Origin of the sequence: Bacteroides faecis, assembly GCF_020091505.1 — a bacterium.
Lineage (GTDB): Bacteria > Bacteroidota > Bacteroidia > Bacteroidales > Bacteroidaceae > Bacteroides > Bacteroides faecis.
The window spans coordinates 2,830,877-2,851,911 of sequence record NZ_CP081916.1; the positions used below are offsets into that span (position 1 = coordinate 2,830,877).

The 21,035-nt window shown below is 44.7% G+C and carries 17 protein-coding genes; 7 read left to right on the top strand and 10 right to left on the bottom strand.

All coding sequences use genetic code 11. From position 1 onward, the window contains the following. Positions 1–9: 9 nt before the first annotated feature. The 3 genes from K6V30_RS10820 (at position 10) to K6V30_RS10830 (ending at position 3,756) form a co-directional block, all read left to right on the top strand. A complete protein-coding gene (locus K6V30_RS10820) occupies positions 10–1,605 on the top strand; it encodes a SusD/RagB family nutrient-binding outer membrane lipoprotein (RefSeq protein WP_055271257.1) in 1,596 nt (531 codons plus the stop codon). A 72-nt stretch (positions 1,606–1,677) separates the two neighbouring features. Beyond that, positions 1,678–2,385, top strand: coding sequence for a nucleoside-specific channel-forming Tsx family protein (locus K6V30_RS10825; RefSeq protein WP_055271255.1), 708 nt, complete (start codon positions 1,678–1,680; stop codon positions 2,383–2,385). A 57-nt stretch (positions 2,386–2,442) separates the two neighbouring features. Further along, positions 2,443–3,756, top strand: a complete 1,314-nt coding sequence (locus K6V30_RS10830; protein WP_055271254.1) for a nucleobase:cation symporter-2 family protein — start codon at positions 2,443–2,445, stop codon at positions 3,754–3,756. A gap of 3 nt (positions 3,757–3,759) precedes the next feature. Here the strand turns inward: K6V30_RS10830 and K6V30_RS10835 are convergent, their stop codons facing one another. From K6V30_RS10835 to K6V30_RS10850, 4 genes are all read right to left on the bottom strand, one after another. Next, positions 3,760–5,889: a KamA family radical SAM protein gene (locus K6V30_RS10835; protein WP_055271268.1), complete on the bottom strand. Its 2,130-nt coding sequence runs from the start codon at positions 5,887–5,889 to the stop codon at positions 3,760–3,762. A gap of 392 nt (positions 5,890–6,281) precedes the next feature. After that, on the bottom strand, positions 6,282–6,914 hold the full coding sequence (locus tag K6V30_RS10840; RefSeq protein WP_010537040.1) for a hypothetical protein: 633 nt from the start codon (positions 6,912–6,914) through the stop codon (positions 6,282–6,284). 111 nt (positions 6,915–7,025) lie between these two features. Beyond that, a complete protein-coding gene (locus K6V30_RS10845) occupies positions 7,026–8,414 on the bottom strand; it encodes an alanine/glycine:cation symporter family protein (protein ID WP_010537041.1) in 1,389 nt (462 codons plus the stop codon). A 153-nt stretch (positions 8,415–8,567) separates the two neighbouring features. Beyond that, positions 8,568–9,215 carry an AlbA family DNA-binding domain-containing protein gene (locus tag K6V30_RS10850; RefSeq protein ID WP_029425374.1) on the bottom strand — a complete coding sequence of 216 codons (648 nt, stop codon included), beginning with the start codon at positions 9,213–9,215 and terminating at the stop codon, positions 8,568–8,570. Positions 9,216–9,362: 147 nt separating this feature from the next. Between K6V30_RS10850 and K6V30_RS10855 the strand changes: the two genes are divergently transcribed. Continuing rightward, positions 9,363–9,539, top strand: coding sequence for a histone H1 (locus K6V30_RS10855; RefSeq protein WP_007750534.1), 177 nt, complete (start codon positions 9,363–9,365; stop codon positions 9,537–9,539). A gap of 88 nt (positions 9,540–9,627) precedes the next feature. On the opposite strand, the gene K6V30_RS10860 is transcribed toward K6V30_RS10855, so the two are convergent. From K6V30_RS10860 to K6V30_RS10885, 6 genes are all read right to left on the bottom strand, one after another. Further along, positions 9,628–10,077 carry an N-acetylmuramoyl-L-alanine amidase gene (locus K6V30_RS10860; protein ID WP_010537043.1) on the bottom strand — a complete coding sequence of 150 codons (450 nt, stop codon included), beginning with the start codon at positions 10,075–10,077 and terminating at the stop codon, positions 9,628–9,630. Next, the gene (locus tag K6V30_RS10865) at positions 10,074–10,367 is read right to left on the bottom strand and encodes a hypothetical protein (RefSeq protein ID WP_010537044.1); all 294 of its coding nucleotides are present in this window, start codon (positions 10,365–10,367) and stop codon (positions 10,074–10,076) included. The genes K6V30_RS10860 and K6V30_RS10865 overlap by 4 nt, the downstream gene beginning before the upstream one ends. 115 nt (positions 10,368–10,482) lie before the next feature. Beyond that, on the bottom strand, positions 10,483–11,010 hold the full coding sequence (locus K6V30_RS10870; protein ID WP_055271252.1) for an HU family DNA-binding protein: 528 nt from the start codon (positions 11,008–11,010) through the stop codon (positions 10,483–10,485). A gap of 192 nt (positions 11,011–11,202) precedes the next feature. Beyond that, the gene (gene dnaB / locus K6V30_RS10875) at positions 11,203–12,564 is read right to left on the bottom strand and encodes a replicative DNA helicase (RefSeq protein ID WP_022302051.1); all 1,362 of its coding nucleotides are present in this window, start codon (positions 12,562–12,564) and stop codon (positions 11,203–11,205) included. A 19-nt stretch (positions 12,565–12,583) separates the two neighbouring features. Next, positions 12,584–13,204 (bottom strand): hypothetical protein, encoded by a 621-nt coding sequence (locus K6V30_RS10880; protein ID WP_010537047.1) that lies wholly within the window; start codon positions 13,202–13,204, stop codon positions 12,584–12,586. 590 nt (positions 13,205–13,794) lie between these two features. Continuing rightward, positions 13,795–14,091, bottom strand: a complete 297-nt coding sequence (locus tag K6V30_RS10885) for a DUF4248 domain-containing protein (RefSeq protein ID WP_010537049.1) — start codon at positions 14,089–14,091, stop codon at positions 13,795–13,797. 432 nt (positions 14,092–14,523) lie between these two features. Here K6V30_RS10885 and K6V30_RS10890 point away from each other — a divergent pair, with 432 nt between their 5' ends. From K6V30_RS10890 to K6V30_RS10900, 3 genes are all read left to right on the top strand, one after another. Next, positions 14,524–15,462 (top strand): tyrosine-type recombinase/integrase, encoded by a 939-nt coding sequence (locus K6V30_RS10890; protein WP_022302052.1) that lies wholly within the window; start codon positions 14,524–14,526, stop codon positions 15,460–15,462. A gap of 494 nt (positions 15,463–15,956) precedes the next feature. Further along, positions 15,957–19,613 carry a hypothetical protein gene (locus K6V30_RS10895; protein ID WP_010537051.1) on the top strand — a complete coding sequence of 1,219 codons (3,657 nt, stop codon included), beginning with the start codon at positions 15,957–15,959 and terminating at the stop codon, positions 19,611–19,613. Positions 19,614–19,734: 121 nt separating this feature from the next. Further along, complete coding sequence (locus K6V30_RS10900; RefSeq protein WP_055271249.1) at positions 19,735–20,829, top strand: OmpA family protein; 1,095 nt, start codon at positions 19,735–19,737, stop codon at positions 20,827–20,829. Positions 20,830–21,035: the final 206 nt, after the last annotated feature.

Here is a 21,035-nt window from a genome sequence, read left to right on the forward strand (position 1 = left end):
GGAGGGAAGATGATGAAAGGACATATTTATATATACTTGTTGGGTATTCTGCTGCTCTCTGTCAGCTGTACAGGGAAGTTCCGTGAATTTAATACCGATCAGTCGGGTATTACGGATGAGGATTTGGTGATTGATGATAATGGCTTCGGCATCCGTCTGGGAATTATCCAGCAAGGTATTTACTTTAACTACGATTTCGGTAAAGGCAAGAACTGGCCTTTCCAATTGATACAGAATCTGAACGCGGATATGTTCTCCGGCTATATGCACGATGCCAAACCGCTGAACGGAGGTACGCATAACTCGGACTATAACATGCAGGATGGCTGGAACAGTGCCATGTGGACACATATGTATTCGTATATTTTTCCACAAATCTATCAGTCGGAGAATGCCACCCGTGATACAGAACCTGCTTTATTCGGTATCACCAAAGTGCTGAAAGTAGAAGTTATGCATCGGGTGACGGACTATTACGGCCCTATTATTTATAAGAACTTTGCGAATGCCCGAAATCAATATCGCCCTGATACGCAGAAAGAAGTTTACTATGAGTTCTTTAATGAACTAGATTCGGCTGTTGTCTCTCTTGCCGGTTACATAGAAAAGAGGCCTGAATCCAACGGATTCTCCCGTTTTGATCTGTTGCTGGACGGTCAGTATTCTTCTTGGGTCAAGTTTGCCAATTCTTTGCGTCTGCGTCTGGCAATGCGTATTTCGGCAGTTGATCCGGATAAGGCATATACCGAGTTTCGGAAAGGATTGGAGAACGAATTTGGTGTTTTTGAAGCCGAAGATGAGCGGGTAGCGGTCTCGACGCAATCCGGATTTACCAATCCGTTGGGAGAACTCAACCGTGTATGGAACGAAACTTATATGAGCGCTGCAATGGAATCTATTCTCACAGGCTATGATGATCCCCGGCTGAAAGTCTACTTTGAAGCCTGTACCGACAAGGCTTATGCAGGGGAGTATCGTGGAATCCGTCAGGGAACTTGTTTTGCACACAATCATTATGCAGGATTATCTAAATTGGCTGTCGATCAGAGTACGGATGCTCCTTTAATGAACTCTGCCGAAATCTGGTTTCTCCGTGCCGAAGCGGCTTTGCGTGGCTGGACTCCGGAGGATGAAGAAGAATGTTATCTGAATGGTGTAAAAGCGTCCTTGCACCAGCACGGGATTTATCAGGTGGACGACTATCTGAACAGCGAACGAACAGCCGCTGACTTTACTGATACGTATGATGCTGAAAACAACATTCCTGCCCGTTGCCGGGTTTCTCCTAAATGGAATCCGGCAGATGATAAAGAAGTGAAACTGGAGAAGATCATTACACAGAAATGGATTGCCATGTTTCCGGAAGGCTGTGAGGCATGGGCTGAACAACGTCGTACGGGATATCCGCGTCTGTTTCCGGTACGCTTTAACCATAGCAGAAACGGGTGTATCGATACGGAGACGATGATACGCCGTCTCAACTTCCCCGGTACCCTGCAGACAGAAGATAAAGAACAATACTCAGCTCTTGTTGAGGCCTTGAACGGACCGGATCATGGAGGTACCCGACTTTGGTGGGATACAGGAAATAATCGTCTGGATTAAAATAGTAGTGTCAGAATGTGAATATATGTATAGGTTTAACTATTTTTGCACCTTCATTTAAACACATTTGTCATGAAAAAGATCATTTCTGCTCTTTTCCTGTGTATGCTGCTTTCTGCCGTACCGGAATTACAGGCACAAAACATTCAGTTACATTATGATTTCGGACGTTCCCTGTATGATAAAGATTTGAAAGGGCGTCCATTGTTAACCTCTACAGTGGAGAAGTTCCATCCCGATAACTGGGGAAGTACTTATTTCTTTATTGATATGGACTATACTTCCGAAGGTGTCGCTGCCGCATACTGGGAGATAGCCCGCGAACTGAAATTCTGGAAGGGTCCTTTCTCTGCCCATCTCGAATACAATGGCGGATTAGCAAAAGGATTCTCCTACAATAACGCTTATCTGGCAGGAGCCACCTATACCTATAATAACGCTTCTTTTTCAAGAGGCTTCACCTTGACAGCCATGTACAAGTATATTCAGAAACATCGCTCTTCGAATAACTTCCAGTTGACAGGAACCTGGTACATGAACTTTTGCAAGAACCTGCTCACCTTCTCCGGCTTTGCCGACTGGTGGCGAGAAGAAACGAACTATGGAAAAACAATCTTCCTGTCCGAACCTCAATTCTGGGTAAACCTGAACCGTATAAAAGGAGTAAATAAAAACTTTAACCTGAGTGTTGGCTCCGAAGTGGAACTGAGCAATAACTTCGGTGGTCGTGACGGCTTCTATGTGATTCCGACACTGGCTCTGAAGTGGACGTTAAACTAAACTTTAAGATACGAAATCCCGAAACGGATATACATAAATTATTGAATAAAATATCGAATGAAAACAGATTTGATCTACGGCGTAGAAGACCGCCCTCCATTTAAAGATGCCCTGTTTGCTGCCTTGCAACATCTGCTGGCCATCTTTGTAGCCATCATAACACCTCCTCTTATCATTGCAGGTGCGTTGAAACTGGATGTTGAAAAAACAAGCTTTCTGGTATCTATGTCCCTTTTTGCTTCGGGTGTATCCACGTTTATACAATGCCGTCGAATTGGTCCGATAGGGGCCAGGTTACTTTGTATTCAAGGCACCAGTTTCTCTTTTATCGGGCCCATTATAGCTACCGGATTGGTAGGCGGACTTCCCCTTATATTCGGTTCCTGTATAGCTGCCGCTCCCATCGAAATGGTTGTCAGCCGTACTTTCAAGTATCTTCGCAATATTATCACTCCGCTGGTGTCCGGTATTGTCGTGCTGCTCATCGGATTGAGTCTGATTAAAGTCGGTATTGTTTCTTGTGGCGGCGGATATAGTGCAATGGATGACGGTTCCTTCGGCTCGTGGGAAAATCTCTCTATTGCAGCACTCGTCTTGCTGAGCGTCTTATTCTTCAATCGCTGCAAAAACAAATACCTGCGCATGAGTTCCATTGTCTTCGGTCTCTGTCTGGGCTATGGATTGGCTTTCGCTTTGGGCAAAGTGAATATGAGTGCGCTCAATGTTGAGATGCTGATGAGTTTCAACATCCCTCAGCCCTTTAAATATGGTGTTGACTTTAATATCTCTTCGTTCATCGCCATCGGTCTGGTCTATCTGATTACCGCCATTGAAGCTACGGGAGATGTGACAGCCAATTCCATGATTTCCGGACTTCCGATTGAAGGGGATTCATATCTGAAACGTATTTCCGGCGGTGTGATGGCAGATGGATTCAACTCTTTCCTGGCAGGTGTTTTCAACTCCTTCCCGAACTCCATCTTCGCACAGAATAACGGTATCATTCAATTGACCGGAGTTGCCAGTCGCTATGTAGGTTATTATATTGCCGCCATGCTTGTCCTCCTCGGATTATTCCCCATTGTAGGAGCCGTCTTTTCCCTGATGCCCGATCCGGTATTGGGTGGTGCTACCTTATTGATGTTCGGTACCGTAGCAGCCGCAGGTATCCGTATCGTCTCTTCGCAGGAAATAGGACGCAAAGAAACTCTGGTATTGGCAGTCAGCCTCTCTTTAGGTCTGGGTGTAGAACTGATGCCGGATGTTTTAAAACAAGCTCCAGAAGCGATTCGGAGTATATTCTCCTCAGGAATCACCACTGGAGGTTTGACTGCAATTATTGCTAATATAGTAATACGGGTGAAGAGCTAGGTATTAGGTATTAATACCTAAATTACTCATTTTATTCGTGATACGGAAGGGGAAATCGGGGTATTCGTAAAGGCTGAAACGAGGTTCGGTTTCTCCTTTTGTATAGCTCCAGATGGATGCGTAGTCTTCCGGATCTTCCCCCATTTTGCCAAGTTGGCGCAGATAGGCAGCCAATGATTTGTTCTCTACGATATAGATCTGTCCCATCTGGTCAATAATAGGACTGTGATGACGGGTACTGTCATGCTCGAAACGCAGAATACGTTTTCCTTCTTCTGTCAATCCGACTAGCTGGAAAGTCATGCTCTTGCCGATCGCGGGTAAATTCAATACACTACGGTCTGTAGCAAGGAAAGGCAGATGATGCTTTCTCATAAAGCGCCTTATCTGTCTGGCAACATCCTCTTTTTCTTCCGTATCCACTTTGGTTTCCAGCAGCTTATACAACTCTTCCGCCTGTTCCGGATTCATCTGACCGTAGATCTTTTCCTCCTGTTGTTCCTGCATCGAACGGCTGTTCGGTGCAAACACTGCATAATTCTCATTGAATCCCTTCACAGAGAAAGTATAATAGCATACCACTCCCAACGAATTAAGCACTTGGCGAAGCCGTGTCGTATGTCCCCTTCTCGAAGCAGCCACCGTATATACCAACTGATTCGTAATGATCCATCCGGCAGAAAGAATTTTCCGGATCGCCTCTTTGGCTTCAGGAGTCACCTCTAGCGGTGTCTGAAAATGCGTCTGAATGATAAACTGCTTCACACCAATAGCCGAAGCCTTCTCCTTAAACTCACGTAAAATATCGATCAGTTCATCATTGATACGCATCGGCAAATAAGCCAGCAAGCGAGAACCTAACCTTACCCGTTGCAGTTCCGCATACTTTTCTCCTTCCGGACGTTCGAGATTCGCCCTTTGTTTACGTACTGCCATGCGGTAGACAGCCTCCAATATATTCCGGAGCGTCTTATTCTGACTCATCAACGCATCTCCGCCAGTGATAAGAATATCCCTCAACTGCGTATCTTTCTCGAAATACGTCATCAACCGTCGCAGCTTACTGTCCCAAGCTTCCTTCGGACGTAACGTTTCAAATTCAAAGTTTAACCGTTCGCTCTGGAAATCATACATACGCTGGCAAGACGCACAAAGACCTCCGCAAGCCCGTCCCATCGTATCAGGAATAAGGATCGCCACTTCCGGATAACGCCGGTGAATATTATGTCCGTCAGGCAAAAGCCATCCTGCCGCGTTAGGTTTCCCTTCCTCTACAATATCCTCCTTCTCCCATGCACGAATATTGCCATACGTTTCCACCAACCGCGGTGAATAAAGAATATAACTCCGGATCGCATCATCATTGTACCCATATCCCGTAATATTCAGCAACGACAGATAATAAGGGGTAGCAAAGAACGGCATCCCCTTTTTGCGAGCCCTATTCAGCAAATACATCGTCTCCGACGAAAGCGAATTCCCCAAAAAACGATTCAGCTCTGCCGGACTCTTTACCGCCATCGACAAATGGAAACGGAAATCATTCCACCACTTGCTCACCAATTCATACTTCTCCTCATAACTCATCCCCTCCTCAAAATGGAACCGTACCGAAGGCTTCGACTTCCGGTTCTCTATCTTCTGAATCAGCAAATGCAACATCCGCTCCTTGTTCTCATCGCGTTCTTCACGCACCTCTTCATCCAGCCCCGTAGCCCACCGGTCATTCCGGCTCTTGATACGTTGCGGCGACGGCAAAGGAACAGTCTCCCCCTGCAAGCGTTTAAACAACTGGAACAATTCAATAAACAAATCCGTCGGCATCTCTATATTCTCCAACCTTTCCGTCAGAAACTGATATAGCAACCGAATCGTCTGTACTGACATATCCTGTCCCGTAGACAGTTCATGGACATCCTGTCCATCATAATGGAGTAAGAGTCGAATTTGCTCCCTCGCCTCCTTCGCCGTCTCGTTCACTACCTCACAAGCATCCAGATACATCAGCAACCCGGCCTTAAAATCCTCCACCGTAGGACTCTTTACAGCCATCTTCACCAACTCCGGCATCTCCTGATTATAGATTTGTTTCAACTGCGAAAAAGTAAGTACAAGCATTTTCTTTTGTTTCATAAGCATCCTATCTTTTTATCGACTAGCAAATTATTGACTAGTGTAGTAAATTATCGACTAATAAATTAACGACCAGCAGCCCCAACACCTCCAACGCCCCGCAGGTCCCCCCCCGGCCTCGTCTGCCCGGCGTCAAGCGAAGGTCTTATTCACGGCGTCAAGAAGGGCAGACTGTTTGAGCGTAGCGAGTTTCTGCCCTTTAGCCGGGAATGAGACCTGAGTAGCCGGGCAGACGCAGCCTTGATTTTTTCTTTTTGGTACTTTTTCTTTTGCATCAAGGCAAAAGAGAAAAGTACATAAAGATAATAAAAAAAGCGAAGCCCCAAAAGCCCCGCTTTTCCAATCGTGTATTTCTTTACGATTTATTTTTTCTTTCTAACATTTCGAGCGACTTATTTTTTCGTCTCCGTGTCATCCTCTTTCCGTTTCGGTTCCTTCTTGGCCAGAAGAACGATATTATACACATAATCCGTCATCCATTGTTCCGAATATCCCAGACGTTCCTTGTATTGACGTACGGTAGCAGCTGTCTTGTGTACATCATCCGCCTTCCATACCTGCTTGGTGCAAACATCGTGAACCGTCTTCTGCGTCATCCCGTATAAAGCCTTCTTGAAGATAGACGGCATACGGAATTTCCATTGCATCAGGTTACCCATTAGCATCATCAAATCATTCGAGAAGCCCTGATACATAAACAGATAAGACTGAATATCATTTTGTGTGCGGCAGTTACGTTTGACAGAAGCATCTATCTCTTTGAAGAAACTCTCGTTCAATCCGTAGTCCTGCATCAACATTTTGCGTGAAGCCGATTTCTCTGCCAGTCCCAGTTTGCCGCCTTGCGTCGGTATTTTGAACAAACGTTTGAAGTTTGCTACATCCGGCAAGAAACGGATATTAGTGATACCTAAGTTGGTAGCGATGACTGACTGGAAATAAACCCTTGTCAGTGATATAAAATCTTCTACGTTGCCGACTTTTGTTTCATCGGATTTTTTTTTAAATAAACCAAATAAGCTCATTGTCCTATATCTAATTTTATGATTTACAAATTACAGATAGAGTCTGCGGAAAGATACTATCAAACAAGTCGTCCGCTAAATTGCCGCAAAGGTAGTAAAAACTGTTGGTTTTCACCAACATTCCAAGTCCTTTTCGATCTCCGGCATAGTCTCTTTCTTGAAAACGGGACTTTGGATGCCTGCTTTCTTTTGGGCGCGATAGTCGGAGAGCAGCCGTACTGCGTACTTCCCGAGAAAAAGAATGGCAATCAGGTTGCAGATAGCCATCAGCGCCATCGTGATATCTGCCAGGCTCCATACCATATCAAGAGTCGCAACAGAGCCAAAGAGTACCATGCCGCCTACCAATATCCGGTAGGAGTGCAGTACCCATTTCTTTTCGGTGATGAAGCGAATGTTTGCCTCTCCATAATAATAATTCCCCAGAATACTGCTGAATGCGAAGAAGAACAGTGCTACGGCAACAAATACCCCTCCGGATGCGCCGATCTCATTGGTCAGCGCCTGCTGAGTTAGTTGAACACCGTTGGCAGAACCGTCCAGCGGAGCACCGCTAAAAAGAATGATAAACGCCGTGCAAGTACAAATCAGTAGTGTATCGGTGAATACAGCCAGCGTTTGTATCAGCCCCTGCTTCACAGGATGAGTGACGTTTGCCGTTGCCGCTGCGTTCGGTGCCGATCCCATACCCGCCTCATTGCTGAAAAGTCCCCGCTTGATGCCTTGCATCAGTGCCATTCCGACTCCTCCTCCCAATGCCTGTTCCCAGCCGAAAGCGTGGCTTACGATCAGTGAGATGACTCCCGGCAACTGAGTAATATTGAGTAATACGATGACCAATGCCAGTCCTACGTATCCCAATGCCATAATCGGTACGATAATACTGCTTACCCGGGCAATGCGGCGAATTCCTCCGAAGATGATGAGAAGAGTCAGTGCGGTAAGTATCCCTCCCAACACCGTATGGTCGAAACCAAAAGCATGTTCGGCAGCGGCACAGATTGTATTGCTTTGTACCGAGTTAAAGGCAAAACCGAACGTAATACTGATAAGTACGGCGAAGAGCATCCCCATCCAAGGCTGTTTCAATCCCTTCTTCATATAATAGGCAGGGCCTCCGACGAAAGAATCCTTTCCGCGTATTTTATACAGCTGCGCCAGTGTAGATTCGATGAATGCGCTTGAAGCTCCCAGCAGGGCAATGACCCACATCCAGAAAACGGCTCCCGGTCCTCCGATAGCGATGGCGGTGGCAACCCCTGCCAAGTTTCCCGTACCTACGCGGCTGGCAATGGAGATGGCAAACGCTTGAAAAGAAGACACATGCTTTTCTCCGTGCTTTCCTTTTCCGGCAGATTCGCTGAGCAATACAATCATTTCGCGAATCATGCGGAACTGTACGAATCTTGTCCGCACGCTGAACCAGATTGCGCAGCCTAGCAACATGATAATCAGGATATAAGTCCAGAGAATATCGTTAATCTCGTTGATAAAGTTCATATTTGTATGGAAAAGAATATATTTAGGCACGGATTACACGGATTAACACGGTTTTAGTGCTATGATTACGTAAAATAACCGTGTTAATCCGTGTAATCCGTGCCTAATCCTCAATTTATAATTTAGTTCATTTCTAAAATGATAACTCTTGCATTATTCGCTTTTTATCCGAAAATAGAATTTATGATTTTCGAATACAGGCTCTACTATTTCATAACGAACAAATTTGGCGAGCAGATGTTCGGCTGCCCGTCGGGAAAGTCCGGTCTGGCGACAATAACGGTTGAGAGAAAGCAAAGTACCCTGTTCCAGCAGGTCGAGCAGGAGCTGTTCCCGTTCCGTGTATCGGATCAGTTCTCCCCGTGGACTGTCACTTTGCTGCCATACACGCAGATGAATAGGCGTCGCCAGGATATTCTCGTCCTTGATGCGGAGATAGGCGAGAGGTTTCCCGTTTTCATCTTTTGCATACACAGGCTTGTGCGGGCTTTCTTCGATGGTGGCCACCAGTACCTGCTTGCCTTCCACGATAAATGTCTGTAAAGTATATTCAACTTCCGGAATACAATAAAGTTGTGCAGCGGCTTCTATCATATATTTTTCTTCTTCAGATCGTACTCCGGCTATCCGTCCGTTGTCTTTAACGCCTATCAATAACCGCCCTCCGTCGGTATTGGCAAATGCCGAGAGGCTTTTTGCGATTTTCCGTGCGTCTGAAATTTCAAATTTGAAGTCCTGTTGCTGATGCTCTCCTTCAGCTATCAAACTATGTATATAATCCGTATCTGTAAGCGTTTTCATGGCTACAAAGGTAGGGAAAAATGGCGAAAAGCCCTTTTTTTAGTTTATTTTCGCAGATAAATTCAAAAAAAATATCGTTTTTATGCGTTTATTTCGGGAAACAGTGTATTTTTGCGGCACATTATTAACGAAAAAAATAAAAGGATTATGAAAGAATTGGTAGAAAAAGTAGCAGCTCTGTATGCTGACTTCGCAAAAGATGCTAACGCTCAGATTGAAAACGGTAACAAAGCAGCAGGAACTCGCGCTCGTAAAGCTTCTTTGGAAATCGAAAAAGCAATGAAAGAATTCCGTAAAGCATCTTTGGAAGCTTCTAAGAAATAAGATTTGGAAGTCTACTAAGATATCAGAAAAAAGAAAATTCCCCTTATCTCACAACCGGACAGGCGAGAGATAAGGGGAATTCTTTTATTTACTCCCGGTTCCACTCCTTACTTGCCTCAAAGCAAGGACACGCCTTGATCCATTCTTCCGGCTCTATCTCACCGTTCCCGTTGAGATCGGGACTGAGATCACGATGCCCGCAAATGCGGCAACCGGGAAAATCTTTCAGCAATGTGAGGATAAGCACCCGTAGCGAATGTTTCTGCCACGAAGTACGCGTATCTTTGGGCACTCCCCGACAGTCCAACCCACCTTCATAGCAGATCCCTATACTCTCCTTGTTGAAACCTCGTGCGTGAGCACCGATACGTCCGATAGGGCGGGTAGATTTGATATCACCGTTTCTGCGGATATAAAAATGATACCCCGTTCCGTTGAATCCGCGACGGCGGTGACACGTCTCCAAGTCATGCTCGGTGAAGCTCTTGTCCTCCCGGGTGGCGGAGCAGTGGACGACAATTAGATTGATTGTCCTCATGCGTCCGTACTGTTTTTGCGTTGGATACACTCCTTGTTGACGCACTGCAATGCCATCGCTTCCGACAACCTGCCTTTCAAGGAAAATATCTCCGCATGCATCTCCTTCACCCGGTCGCTCAGGTCGAAGTAATCTTTCAATACCTTTTCGAGCTGTGCCATCAGGAAGCCGTATTGTTCCTTCACAAGTTCGCTGAACTCTTTCACTTCCTGCGCCATTTGCTGGCGTTTCTTGCGACCTCCGAAGAAAGGGAGAATCGTCATAATAATATCAAGTATTTTGTCTAACATATATTTATTGAATCATTGGTGAATAAAGAAAATAGAATCGGGTAGAGTAATCAATCATATTAGTGAAAAAAACATGGCGGGGCTGAAATCTCCCCGCCATGTGTAGTTTACAGTCTTAAACTGTCGGGTCCGGTGCCTCGTCTCCATCATCCCCTCCGGGAGTGTTGCCGCCCGAACCGCCGTTTCCACCATTGCCGCCGTTTCCGCCTCCGTCTTCGTCACTCTTACCACCCAGCACGAAATCCACATTATTCTCGCTTCGGGTACTGGTGTGACTTGCGTTCATCAGCTTCAGCGCCTTGTCCGCAACGAACCGCACATTGACACGGCGAATGCTGCGTACCGTACACTCCTTCATCAGCTCCGTACCGTCACTGGTCAGCGTGATGTGGAACGTACCCAGTCCGTCAATTTTCACTTTGTCGCCTTGTGTGAGCGATGCCCGCAGTTGTTCCACAAAAGCCTCGATGGTATGCTTCACATCTCCGGCGGTCAGTGCCGACTTGCTTTCGATAGCGGTAGCCATCGTGTCGATGTCCATCACCCTCACATTGCCCGACTTCTGACGGATGTAATACAACATGGGAGCATTTTCCTGATTTACATACTTTCTGCGTTGATAGCGTTCTACTAATACATTCATAATTTCTAAAAAGTTAAGGTTTGGTTAATACTTATGTGATGCTTTTTTCTAACAATACAAAGATACGAAATCTGAGAGGCGAAGTCAAGTAAATAGCACTTTATTTTCCCCTAATATATAAAATAAAATAGAAAAGAAAAGAGCCGGTATTTATACTATAAAATGTAATAATATATATAACTTGATATCTCCCTATCTGGCATGTTTCATCATATATTCCAATGGCGGAATGTAATCATATATTTTTGTCATAGACTGGTTGTGCCCGAAGTAGACGTTTCCTGTCTCCCCGTTGCGTTGTTTGGCTACGATGACCACTCCCAATCCTTCTGTCGGATACCCGCTTTCCTTGTCGATGGTGATGCGCTGCTGTGCCGGACGGTAGAGCAGCATTACGACATCCGCATCTTGCTCGATAGCCCCGCTCTCACGTAAGTGTGCCAGCTCCGGACGGCCTCCGGGACGGTTCTCCGACTCACGGTTCAACTGGCTCAGCAGTACGACCGGAATATGCAGCTCTTTGGCAAGCGACTTCGCTTTTCGGGTAGCTTGCGCTACTTCCTGTTCACGATTCCGGTTGAGCTGCTTGGTAGTCATGTCGCAAAGTTGCAGGTAGTCGATGATGACCATGTCACATTGTTTGCGGCTTTTCAGCAGTCGTGCGCTGGAGCGGACGTGCTCCATGCTGACAGAGGAGTTGTCGTCCACGTAAATGGGCAGTTGCGACAACTCGCCGGAGGTGGTATGTGCTTCCGCTACTTCCTGCGGATTGGCAAGCCCGTTTCGCCACCGGTATGGATTGATGTTGCTGGCAGCGAGTAACCACCGGTCGGCAAGGCGTTCCCCTTCCATTTCGAGGCTGTACACGGCTACCGCTTTTCCTGCTGATGCTGCACTGCGTGCCAGATGGAGGGCGAAGGCCGTCTTTCCTACCGAGGGACGGGCGGCGATAACCACCATCTCTCCGTCTTGCAGACCGCCTGTTTTCTTGTCCAGTTCGTTCAAACCGGTGGGAATGCCGGTGACGCCGTTCACGCTTTTGGCGATGCGGTCTTCGGCTTCTTTGAGGGCGTCGGCCATCAGTGTTTCCATATCCCGCATGTGGTCTTGGTGGCCGGATTCGCCTTCGAGCCGGTCGAGGAGGTTGTGGGCGTCTATCAGTGTGTCGCCGATGTCCATTGTTTCGTCCATGGCGCAGGCGAGGAGCTTGTTGAAGCCGAGAACGGCTTCGCGTGCCAGGTATTTCTGATGGACGATCTGCGCATGGTATTCGATGTGGGCGGAAGAGGCGACTTTGCTGCTCAGCTGTGCGATGGCGAATGCGCCGCCTGCTTCTTCCAGGTTGCCCCGGTGGACGAGTTCTTCCTTGACGGTGAGTATGTCGATCTTTTTGCCGGCCTGATACATGGCTGTCAGACAGGCGAAGATCAGTTGGTGACGGTTGTCGTAGAACATTTCGGGACGTAGTTTGTCGGCGACGAGTGGCAGGGCTTCCTGCTCTATCAGGCAGGCGCCTATGATGGCTTCTTCGAGTTCGGTGGCTTGTTGGTTCATGATGTTTGAGGTGTCGGGGTTAGTCTATGTATTCGTTCAGGAAAGCTTTGTCTTTCAGGTAAGTGGAGGCGTGGGCGATGAAGCGGGTGTCGTTGGTGTGGTAGTAGACATCTTCGATACGGTCGATGGCAAGTTGCCATTCTTCTTTCGTGAGCTTCTCCCATTCGTGGCGGGCACGGGCGACGTTGACTTTGGGCTTCCGCATGATCTGATGGTAGTTGTCCCAAAAGGTGTGGAAAGCTTTGGATGATTCTTCCTCTTTCTGAGAGGAGTCGGCAGGCTGTGCACTTCCAGTCCATAGGTCGTAGTTGATGATGCGGATATGGAAAGTCTTCTCCGGGTGGGGGAGGATCTCGATGATGCCTTCGCGTTCCAGCCTTTTGAAGAAACGGGCGGTCTTATACCGGGTCCATCCAAATAAAATACTCCAATGCAGGTTGCTGATAAGTGATTCGCCACGTTGGCAAAAGATCGTCAGTCCGTGAATGTTGTAGGTTGTTTCCGAATAGTTGGCGTGCGAGAGGACTTGGAAGAAAGCTCCCATATTTTCCAGCTGTCCGCTTCCTGTCTGTTGTTTTAGTAGTGTTCTGGGAATTTTGAAATAGCCTTGTTGAAAGGATGTCTCGGTAATTTGTTTCATTGAATCGTTATTAAATTAATATTATTGGTTGTGGACAAATGATCTTTAAATCCGGCCCGAAGGTACGAAATTGAGAATCTTTTGTCAAGTTCGTATGGACGGTTTTGGCGAATATGGACGGTGCTGGCGTATTTGGACGGAACGAGTTGAAAATAATGTTGGAATGTAATGAGAATAGCATTCGGTTTATGTCGAAAACAGGGGAGAGTGACAGGAAGGAAGACTTGAATGGTATGGGGAAAAGCCAAAAAGAGGAGATGGAGTGTAAACTTGTATTTGAGGGCAGGAGGGTTGCGGTGAAAGTCGCCGGGAAAAATAGAGGTTCTATTGGCTAAGAATAGAACCTCTATTGAGTAGAAATGGAGGTTCTGTTTGATGAAATTAGAGCCTCTATTTTGAGGATTTGCAGAAAAATAAGCCGCCCATACAACCGCCCGTTTTTGAGTGGATGCAACTGATTGAAGTCTAGTCTGTTATGAGCATTAAAAAAAGAGACCCGCCCATACACCCGCCCATATATTATTAATAAATATAATTATCTATATTAATATTGTTCGGACGACTCACTTTTTCTGTGTTTTTTGCCCCTTTCATTCTTCCCCTGTTTCTTGCGTGCCGAAGCGGAAGTGCAGATGAATGTGAGACGGTCCCCAGAGGGATATCAGTATATATTGCTGGTTAGGGCTGAGACGTGTGGTGTTGTGCGTATAGTGTGCCTGTTTTAGGGCATTGAATAGTGATTCGTCATTTTCTATTTCTGCGCGCATTCTTTTGCTTGCCGCGTCTATGTTGCTGTATTCCGGAAAGAATGTCATCGCCAGGTCGGAGAAAGCCTTGAATCCTTTGATGTCCCATGTAATCTCTCCGTTTTCGTTTTCTAAGTTCATTTTAATATAATTTTATTGTTACAAATATGTAGTGCAATTCTGTAAAGACATTGCAAAATTACTAAAAATATATTTGTTACAATAAAATATTTAAATTATTTTCTGGTTAATTCTTATATTTGTAATTAAAAATATATTTTAAATTTCACCTCTGTAAGCATAGCTTTCAATTCTTCTTTTTCCCTGTTGTTTTGTGTAGATATATTCATGATTTTTTTCTTTAGTCCCTGTTCGCATGTTCGTAGACTGGGAGTTTAGGGCTTTTAGGGGTATCGTGAACTCAACCTCTCTCTCGTTTGTTCTTTTCTTTTCTGCCGGATCAAATCCATCTGTCCGGCGAAAGTCAAAACAATGAATAAAATATACATATATAAGGTTCCAAGTTACTAAAATATTTGTATATTTAGAGTGTAAATTTTAATACTTAGTACAATGTTAAAAGTAGTAGCATTTATGAAGCAGGTAGCCGAAGAGCTACGGATGGGGGGAAACTTTGGTACTGCGCACGTGTATCGTAGCAGTACCAATGCCATCATTGCTTATTGTGGGAAAGGGGATTTTTCTTTTGATAAAGTTACCCCGGAGTGGCTAAAAGGGTTTGAGGTACACCTTCGTGGGAGAGGATGTAGCTGGAATACCGTTTCTACCTATCTAAGGACATTCCGTGCGGTGTACAACCGTGCGGTTAATAGTCGGATGATTATTTATACACCTCATCTGTTCCGTTACGTCTATACAGGTACGCGTGCAGACCATAAGAGGGCACTGTGTGATGAAGACATGAAGAAAGTCTTTACTAAACTATCTTCATCTTCTGCCGTACCTACTACTGTACGGCGCGCACAAGAACTGTTTATATTAATGTTTTTGCTTCGCGGCTTGCCGTTTGTCGATCTTGCCTATCTGCGTAAAAGTGATTTGAGGGATAACGTGATCACTTACCGCAGGCGGAAGACGGGGCGCCCTTTGTCGGTGACACTTACACCGGAAGCGATGATCTTGTTGAAAAGGTATATGAGTCGTGATACCGATTCTCCTTATCTTTTCCCGCTGTTGAAAAGCGGTGAAGGAACGAAGGAAGCCTATCACGAGTATCAGTTGGCCTTGCGCAGCTTCAACCAGCAACTCATGTTGTTGGGCAAAATGCTGGGGTTGAATGATAGGTTGAGCTCGTACGCAGCCCGCCATACATGGGCCACGACAGCCTACTATTGTGAGATTCATCCGGGTATTATCTCTGAAGCGATGGGGCATTCCTCGATTACGGTGACCGAGACGTATCTTAAGCCTTTCCGTAGTAAGAAAATTGATGAAGCTAATAATCAGATTATTAATTTTGTAAAACGATCTATTATAGGAGTAGGCTGCTGATAACTAGACCGTTACTTTGTAGGTAACGGAGCCAAATGGCGTTGCAAAGATGGATATATTTTGGAAAACATGCAAACAAAAAAGATATTTTTTCTGATAAACTACTAAAAAAAGAGAAATAATACGATAAAACGACGGATTTCTTTTGCCAGGGCCTTATTAACCTTTGATTAAGATACAAAGAATTTCCTCCCCTCTGCCGTAGCTCAAAAGCAGGGGTAAAAATGTTTCATGATCAAAATGCTTGGTTTTTCATAAAAGCGGCTTTTCGGAAGCCGGGACAAAGGTGTGCCCGTTACCTACAAAGTAACGGGCTGAAGTTGTATGGTGAATATGCTTTTAAGTGTATTGTATAAGGGAAATAAAGGTCGAATGAATTAAGAAAAGGAGGTCGCACAAGGAATGAAAGGAATGAGAAATGAATTTTGAGAAGAAGAATTTGAAGACTATATTTTTATTATTTTTTTAATTTATAAATTAAAAGTTTTTTTATTATGAACAAAAAGTATTTAAGTGTCGTCCTGTTTGGAGCGCTATTAGCGGCTTCAGCGGGTACATTTACTTCTTGTAAAGACTATGATGACGACATCAAGGGGCTACAAGAACAAATTGACGGAAATCAAAGCTCCGTTACAGCTCTTGAAAAACAGCTGGCTACGTTAGATGCTGCTGCTAAGGCTGCACAAACGGCTGCCGATGCCGCCAAAGAAGCTGCTGATGCTGCTAAGGCTGAAGCTGAAGCTGCTAAGGCTGCCGGTGACCAGGCTGCTGCTGATGCTGCTCAGGCGAAAGCTGATGCTGCTGCCGCTCAGGAGGCTGCTGCTAATGCTAAAGCTGAAGCAATAGAAGAAGCTAAAAAGCAGGTGGAAGCGTTGAAGGTACTGTTGCAAGAGTCTATCGACGGAAAAGTTGACAGGGAAGTTTTTGAAGCAGCCCAAACTGCAATTGCAGGTAAAATTGAGGGTATCGAAGAAAGATTGAACAATCTGGATCCGGATCAGGTGGCCGAAGACATGCGCGATGCGAAGCAGGCTATTGCAACTTTGATGGCGGCATATGAAAACTTGAAAATTCAGTCGGCTACATTAGAAGAATATAAAGAAGCTTGTCTTGATTACACTGCTAATGCTGAAGCTATAAAGAAAGCCGTAGAAGATATCGCCACTGCTCAAACAGAAATTGAGAAACTGTGGAATGAAATCAACGGTGAAGGCGGACTGAAAGAACTGATTAACGGTAATGCAGAAGCTATTACAAATCTGAAGAACCAGACTGCTACAGATATGGCTAATCTGGAAGAACGTATCAATAATCAGTTGACTGATATTAAAAATGATATCAAGGACAATATCAAACCGGCTATTGCTGAAATTCAGAAACAAATCAGAGAAGAAATCAAACCTGACTTGGATCAATTGCACATATTGGTTGTAGCTCGTTTGTCAAGCATCACATTTGCTCCTGATTATATTGTAGACGGTGTTGAAGCTATTAAGTTCAGCTCGTTGAAGTATGGTGCGATGGACAAGAGTGAAAATGCAGAAATCCCTACTACTTATAAATTCTCTACAGCTGCTTTGGCAACTGCCAGCTACCACTTCAATCCGGCTAGCTTCAAGTTGGCTAACGCTGACTATAGCTACATTGATCGCACTGTTACAGTGATCAACACTCGTGCTGCTGCCAGCAAATGGGTTGAAATCAGTGGCGAACCGGTTGCTAATGCTGAAAAGGGTACAGTTGACTTCAAACTGCTTCGTCTGAACGCTCACTCAACTCAGCCGGAAAAGAGCGATGTGAATATGATCGCTTTGCAGGCTACATTGAAAGGTGAAGCTGTTGATAAAGACGAAACAGGTGCAGTGGTAACTTCTCCATACGTATCTATCTACGATGATATATTGGATGCATCAGATGTACGTATTGCCGATGATGCTACTTTAACAGAATGGGGAGCTGATGCTCATTACGCAACAACATTTGATGCTTGTAAACTAGAAGAACCTCGATACAAGATGTATTACAACGAAGTATTCAACTTGAAAGACTTGGTTGCAACTTGTTTCGGTGACAATGAAGAAACTAATATTCACCGTAAATTCCCGATCGAGGACTACAGCTTATCATATAGATTTGCTGTAGCAAGTTCTAAATATGAGATTGAAACAGGTGCTACTACTACTGACCAGCAGAAATGGATCAAATGTAATGATGCTGAAGCTGGTTTGTATCAGGCAGAAGATTTCAGCAAAGAAGCTATCGGTCGTACTCCGATCTTGAAAGTTGAACTGGTTGATGCTGACGGTAATGTAGTACGTCGTGGTTTCGTGAAAGTAGAAATCGGAGTTACTAAGAGTGATGATATGACTCTGCCTATGACTTTGGGAACATTGACTTACGAGTGCTCAACAACTGCTGCTACTTATGAAATGAACGAAGAATACATTCGTGAGAACCTGTACCGTAAGATTGCAAACAGTCTTGGTGAAGTTGGTATGAGCCACGAAGAATTCTGGAATCTGTATGACGCTTCTACTGCTACAACTGCTGTAACGAAGAACGGTAGTGCTTATGGAATGTCAGCTCCTAGCATCGTAGACGGTCCTACTTCAGCCGGAGTTGCAACTAAGAAGATTGTTTGGTCATTCAAACATGGTGAACTTGGTAAGATTGGTTCTACTTCTACTTTCGTAGCAAGCATTACAGTGAAGAACAAACTGGCTTCTTCTGAATATCCTGCTGCTGTAACATTCCAATTCACAATTGATGTGAAGTTGCCGACATTTGAAGAAAAACTGGTTAAGAATGATACTTATTGGACCTTGGCCGGTACTTCAGCTGATGATTTTGATGTGAATGTAACAGTTCCGACTGATAATGATGAAGATCCTGAAAACTGCCAGTTCAATCAAGATCTGGAAGCAGCTTATACAGAACATACAGTAACCGGACTTCCTAAATGTGTTGAAGATTACTATGAGATAATCGAAACTAGATCTAATGGTAAGGCTACTACGACTGTATTGTCAGGTGTTAAGATCAATGGAACTGTAATCTCTTTGGATAAGAATGATGATGCGGTTAAGAAAGCATTGAATAGCGAAGGTGGTCTGCAGGCTGTAGTTAAACATGTTTATAAATTGGAGAGCGGTGATGAGCTTTCACAACATAGCTTCGTGGTTAACTTTATCCGTCCTGTTAATCTGAATATGCCAGGTGAAATTTCTTTGCAGGATGCTAAGACTGGTGGTGATATCGCTAACTTCCAGCATAATAAATTATTGACAGACTGGAGAGGTGAAGCGATTACTGCTCCTTATCAGGAATCTGTTACAGGAAGTGTATCTTATTGGGACTTCAAGTATACTCCGAAGTATGAATATGTTGACGGCCACTATGTACAGACACAAGAAGCTAAGTTGAATGTGATAACTAAGAAAGTTTCTTTCACAGCTGTTAAGCCTGTAACTATGTATACTGCAACTGCAACATATAGCTATCTTAAATATAAGAAAGTTGGTTTCATGAAGTATGAGTGGGTTGAAGAAGATAGAGCTACTTTCACTGCTGAAGCAGAAACGCAAGCTGATGCTGATAAGGCTATTGAAGCTCAACTTCGCGCTAAGGGTTGGGAAATTCATCCTTTTGCTAAAGTAGATCAGATTGGAAAAACTGAATACACCAATAGAGTTATCTTAGAAGGTCAACTCGTTGAATACACTTACGTAGCAGGTATCGAGTATACTCCGGCTAAGTACGAATGGATTGATGGTACTTGGGAAGAAGTTAAACATGAACATTCTGACTATCCTAACTTCAACGGATCAGTTGATGGAGAAACTGCTGGATGCGGATGCTATGTATGGACTACTTACACAGAAACAACTGATCAATGGGTTGCTGGACAATACTGGTACTTCTATGGCCCATTCGGTGAAGTTAAATTGGATGTAACGAAAGCTACTACCAATTTGGCTAATGGTAAGTTGCCTAACGGTGCTACTTTGGTTCAGGAAGGTAATACTGTTAAGTATGTGAATGTTAATTCACCGGTAGGATCTGAATATAAGATCTTCATCCCTGCTACTGTAAATTACGGTTGGGGTACTGCTACTTCTCAGTTGACTATTTTGGTGAAACCTGTTAAGTAACAGTTGATAATGTGTAAATGTCTTTGAAATGATTCTTAGACAGAATAAATCTAAAAGGGGGCTCTACAGAAGGGCCCCCCTTTTTCACAAAGTTTTTCATAAGACTTAAAATAAAAATATTATGAAAATAAGAAATTTGCTATTATTATCTCTGCTTACTGTCAGTAGTACTATGGCGTTCGCTCAGGAACAGCGAATCAAGGAAGAAGGTAAGACAGTGTTCAAACCTCATTGGTTTATGCAAGTACAGGCGGGAGCTGCTCACACAGTAGGCGAAGCCGATTTTACCGATCTGATCTCTCCGGCAGCAGCCGTCAATGTAGGGTATAAGTTTGCACCCGCATTTGGAGCCCGTTTAGGCGTAAGCGGTTGGCAGGCAAAGGCAGGATGGGTCACTCCTTCTCAAACCTATCAATACAAATATCTGCAAGGCAATCTGGACCTTATGGCAGACCTCAGTACTTTATTTTGTGGTTTTAATCCGAAACGTGTATTCAACGGATATATTTTTGGCGGCGTAGGATTGAATCATGCTTTCGATAACGACGAAGCAAATGCACTGGACACAAGATCTCACGAACTGGAGTATCTGTGGCAAGACAAACAAAACCTTGTAGCCGGACGCTTTGGACTGGGATGCGACCTGCGCCTCAATGACCGGCTGGCTATCAATATTGAAGGAAATGCAAATGCTCTTTCCGACAAATTCAATTCCAAAAAGGCAGGCAACTGTGACTGGCAGTTCAATGTTCTGGTTGGTCTGAATATCAAATTAGGCAAGAGCTATAAGAAAACAGCCCCGGTATACTATGAACCGGAACCGGTAGTGGAGCAACCGAAACCTCAGCCTGTGGTAGAAAAGCCACAGCCGAAACCGGAACCGGCAGTAGTAGTGGAACCGATGAAACAAAATATTTTCTTTGCTTTAAATTCTGCGAAAATTCAGAATGACCAGTTGTCGAAGATTGACGCGATGGTGGCATACATGGAAAAGTATCCGAACAGCAAAGTTGCCATCACCGGATATGCCGACAAAGAAACCGGTAATCCGAGAATCAACCTGGCCTTATCCGAGAAACGTGCGAAGAACGTTGCCGACGCACTGAAAGCCAAAGGCATCGCAGCAAGCAGAATCGTAACGGACTTTAAAGGAGATACTGTACAGCCTTACCGCGTGCCGGAAGAAAACCGGGTAAGTATCTGTATTGCGGAATAATATTTTCCCACTTCTCGTGCGGGGTTTTCCCTATTCCTCTATTCTATTAATAATAAGATGAGGTACCCTGCATGATGAGTAAAAAGAGGAAGCCCGTGCTTGTGAAAGCCCGGACTTCTGTAATGAACCCTTTTTTTCACTTAAATGTGAAGAAAAACCCCACGTGAACAGATGGAAAACGATGCTTGTGAAAGTCTTTTTTTCCG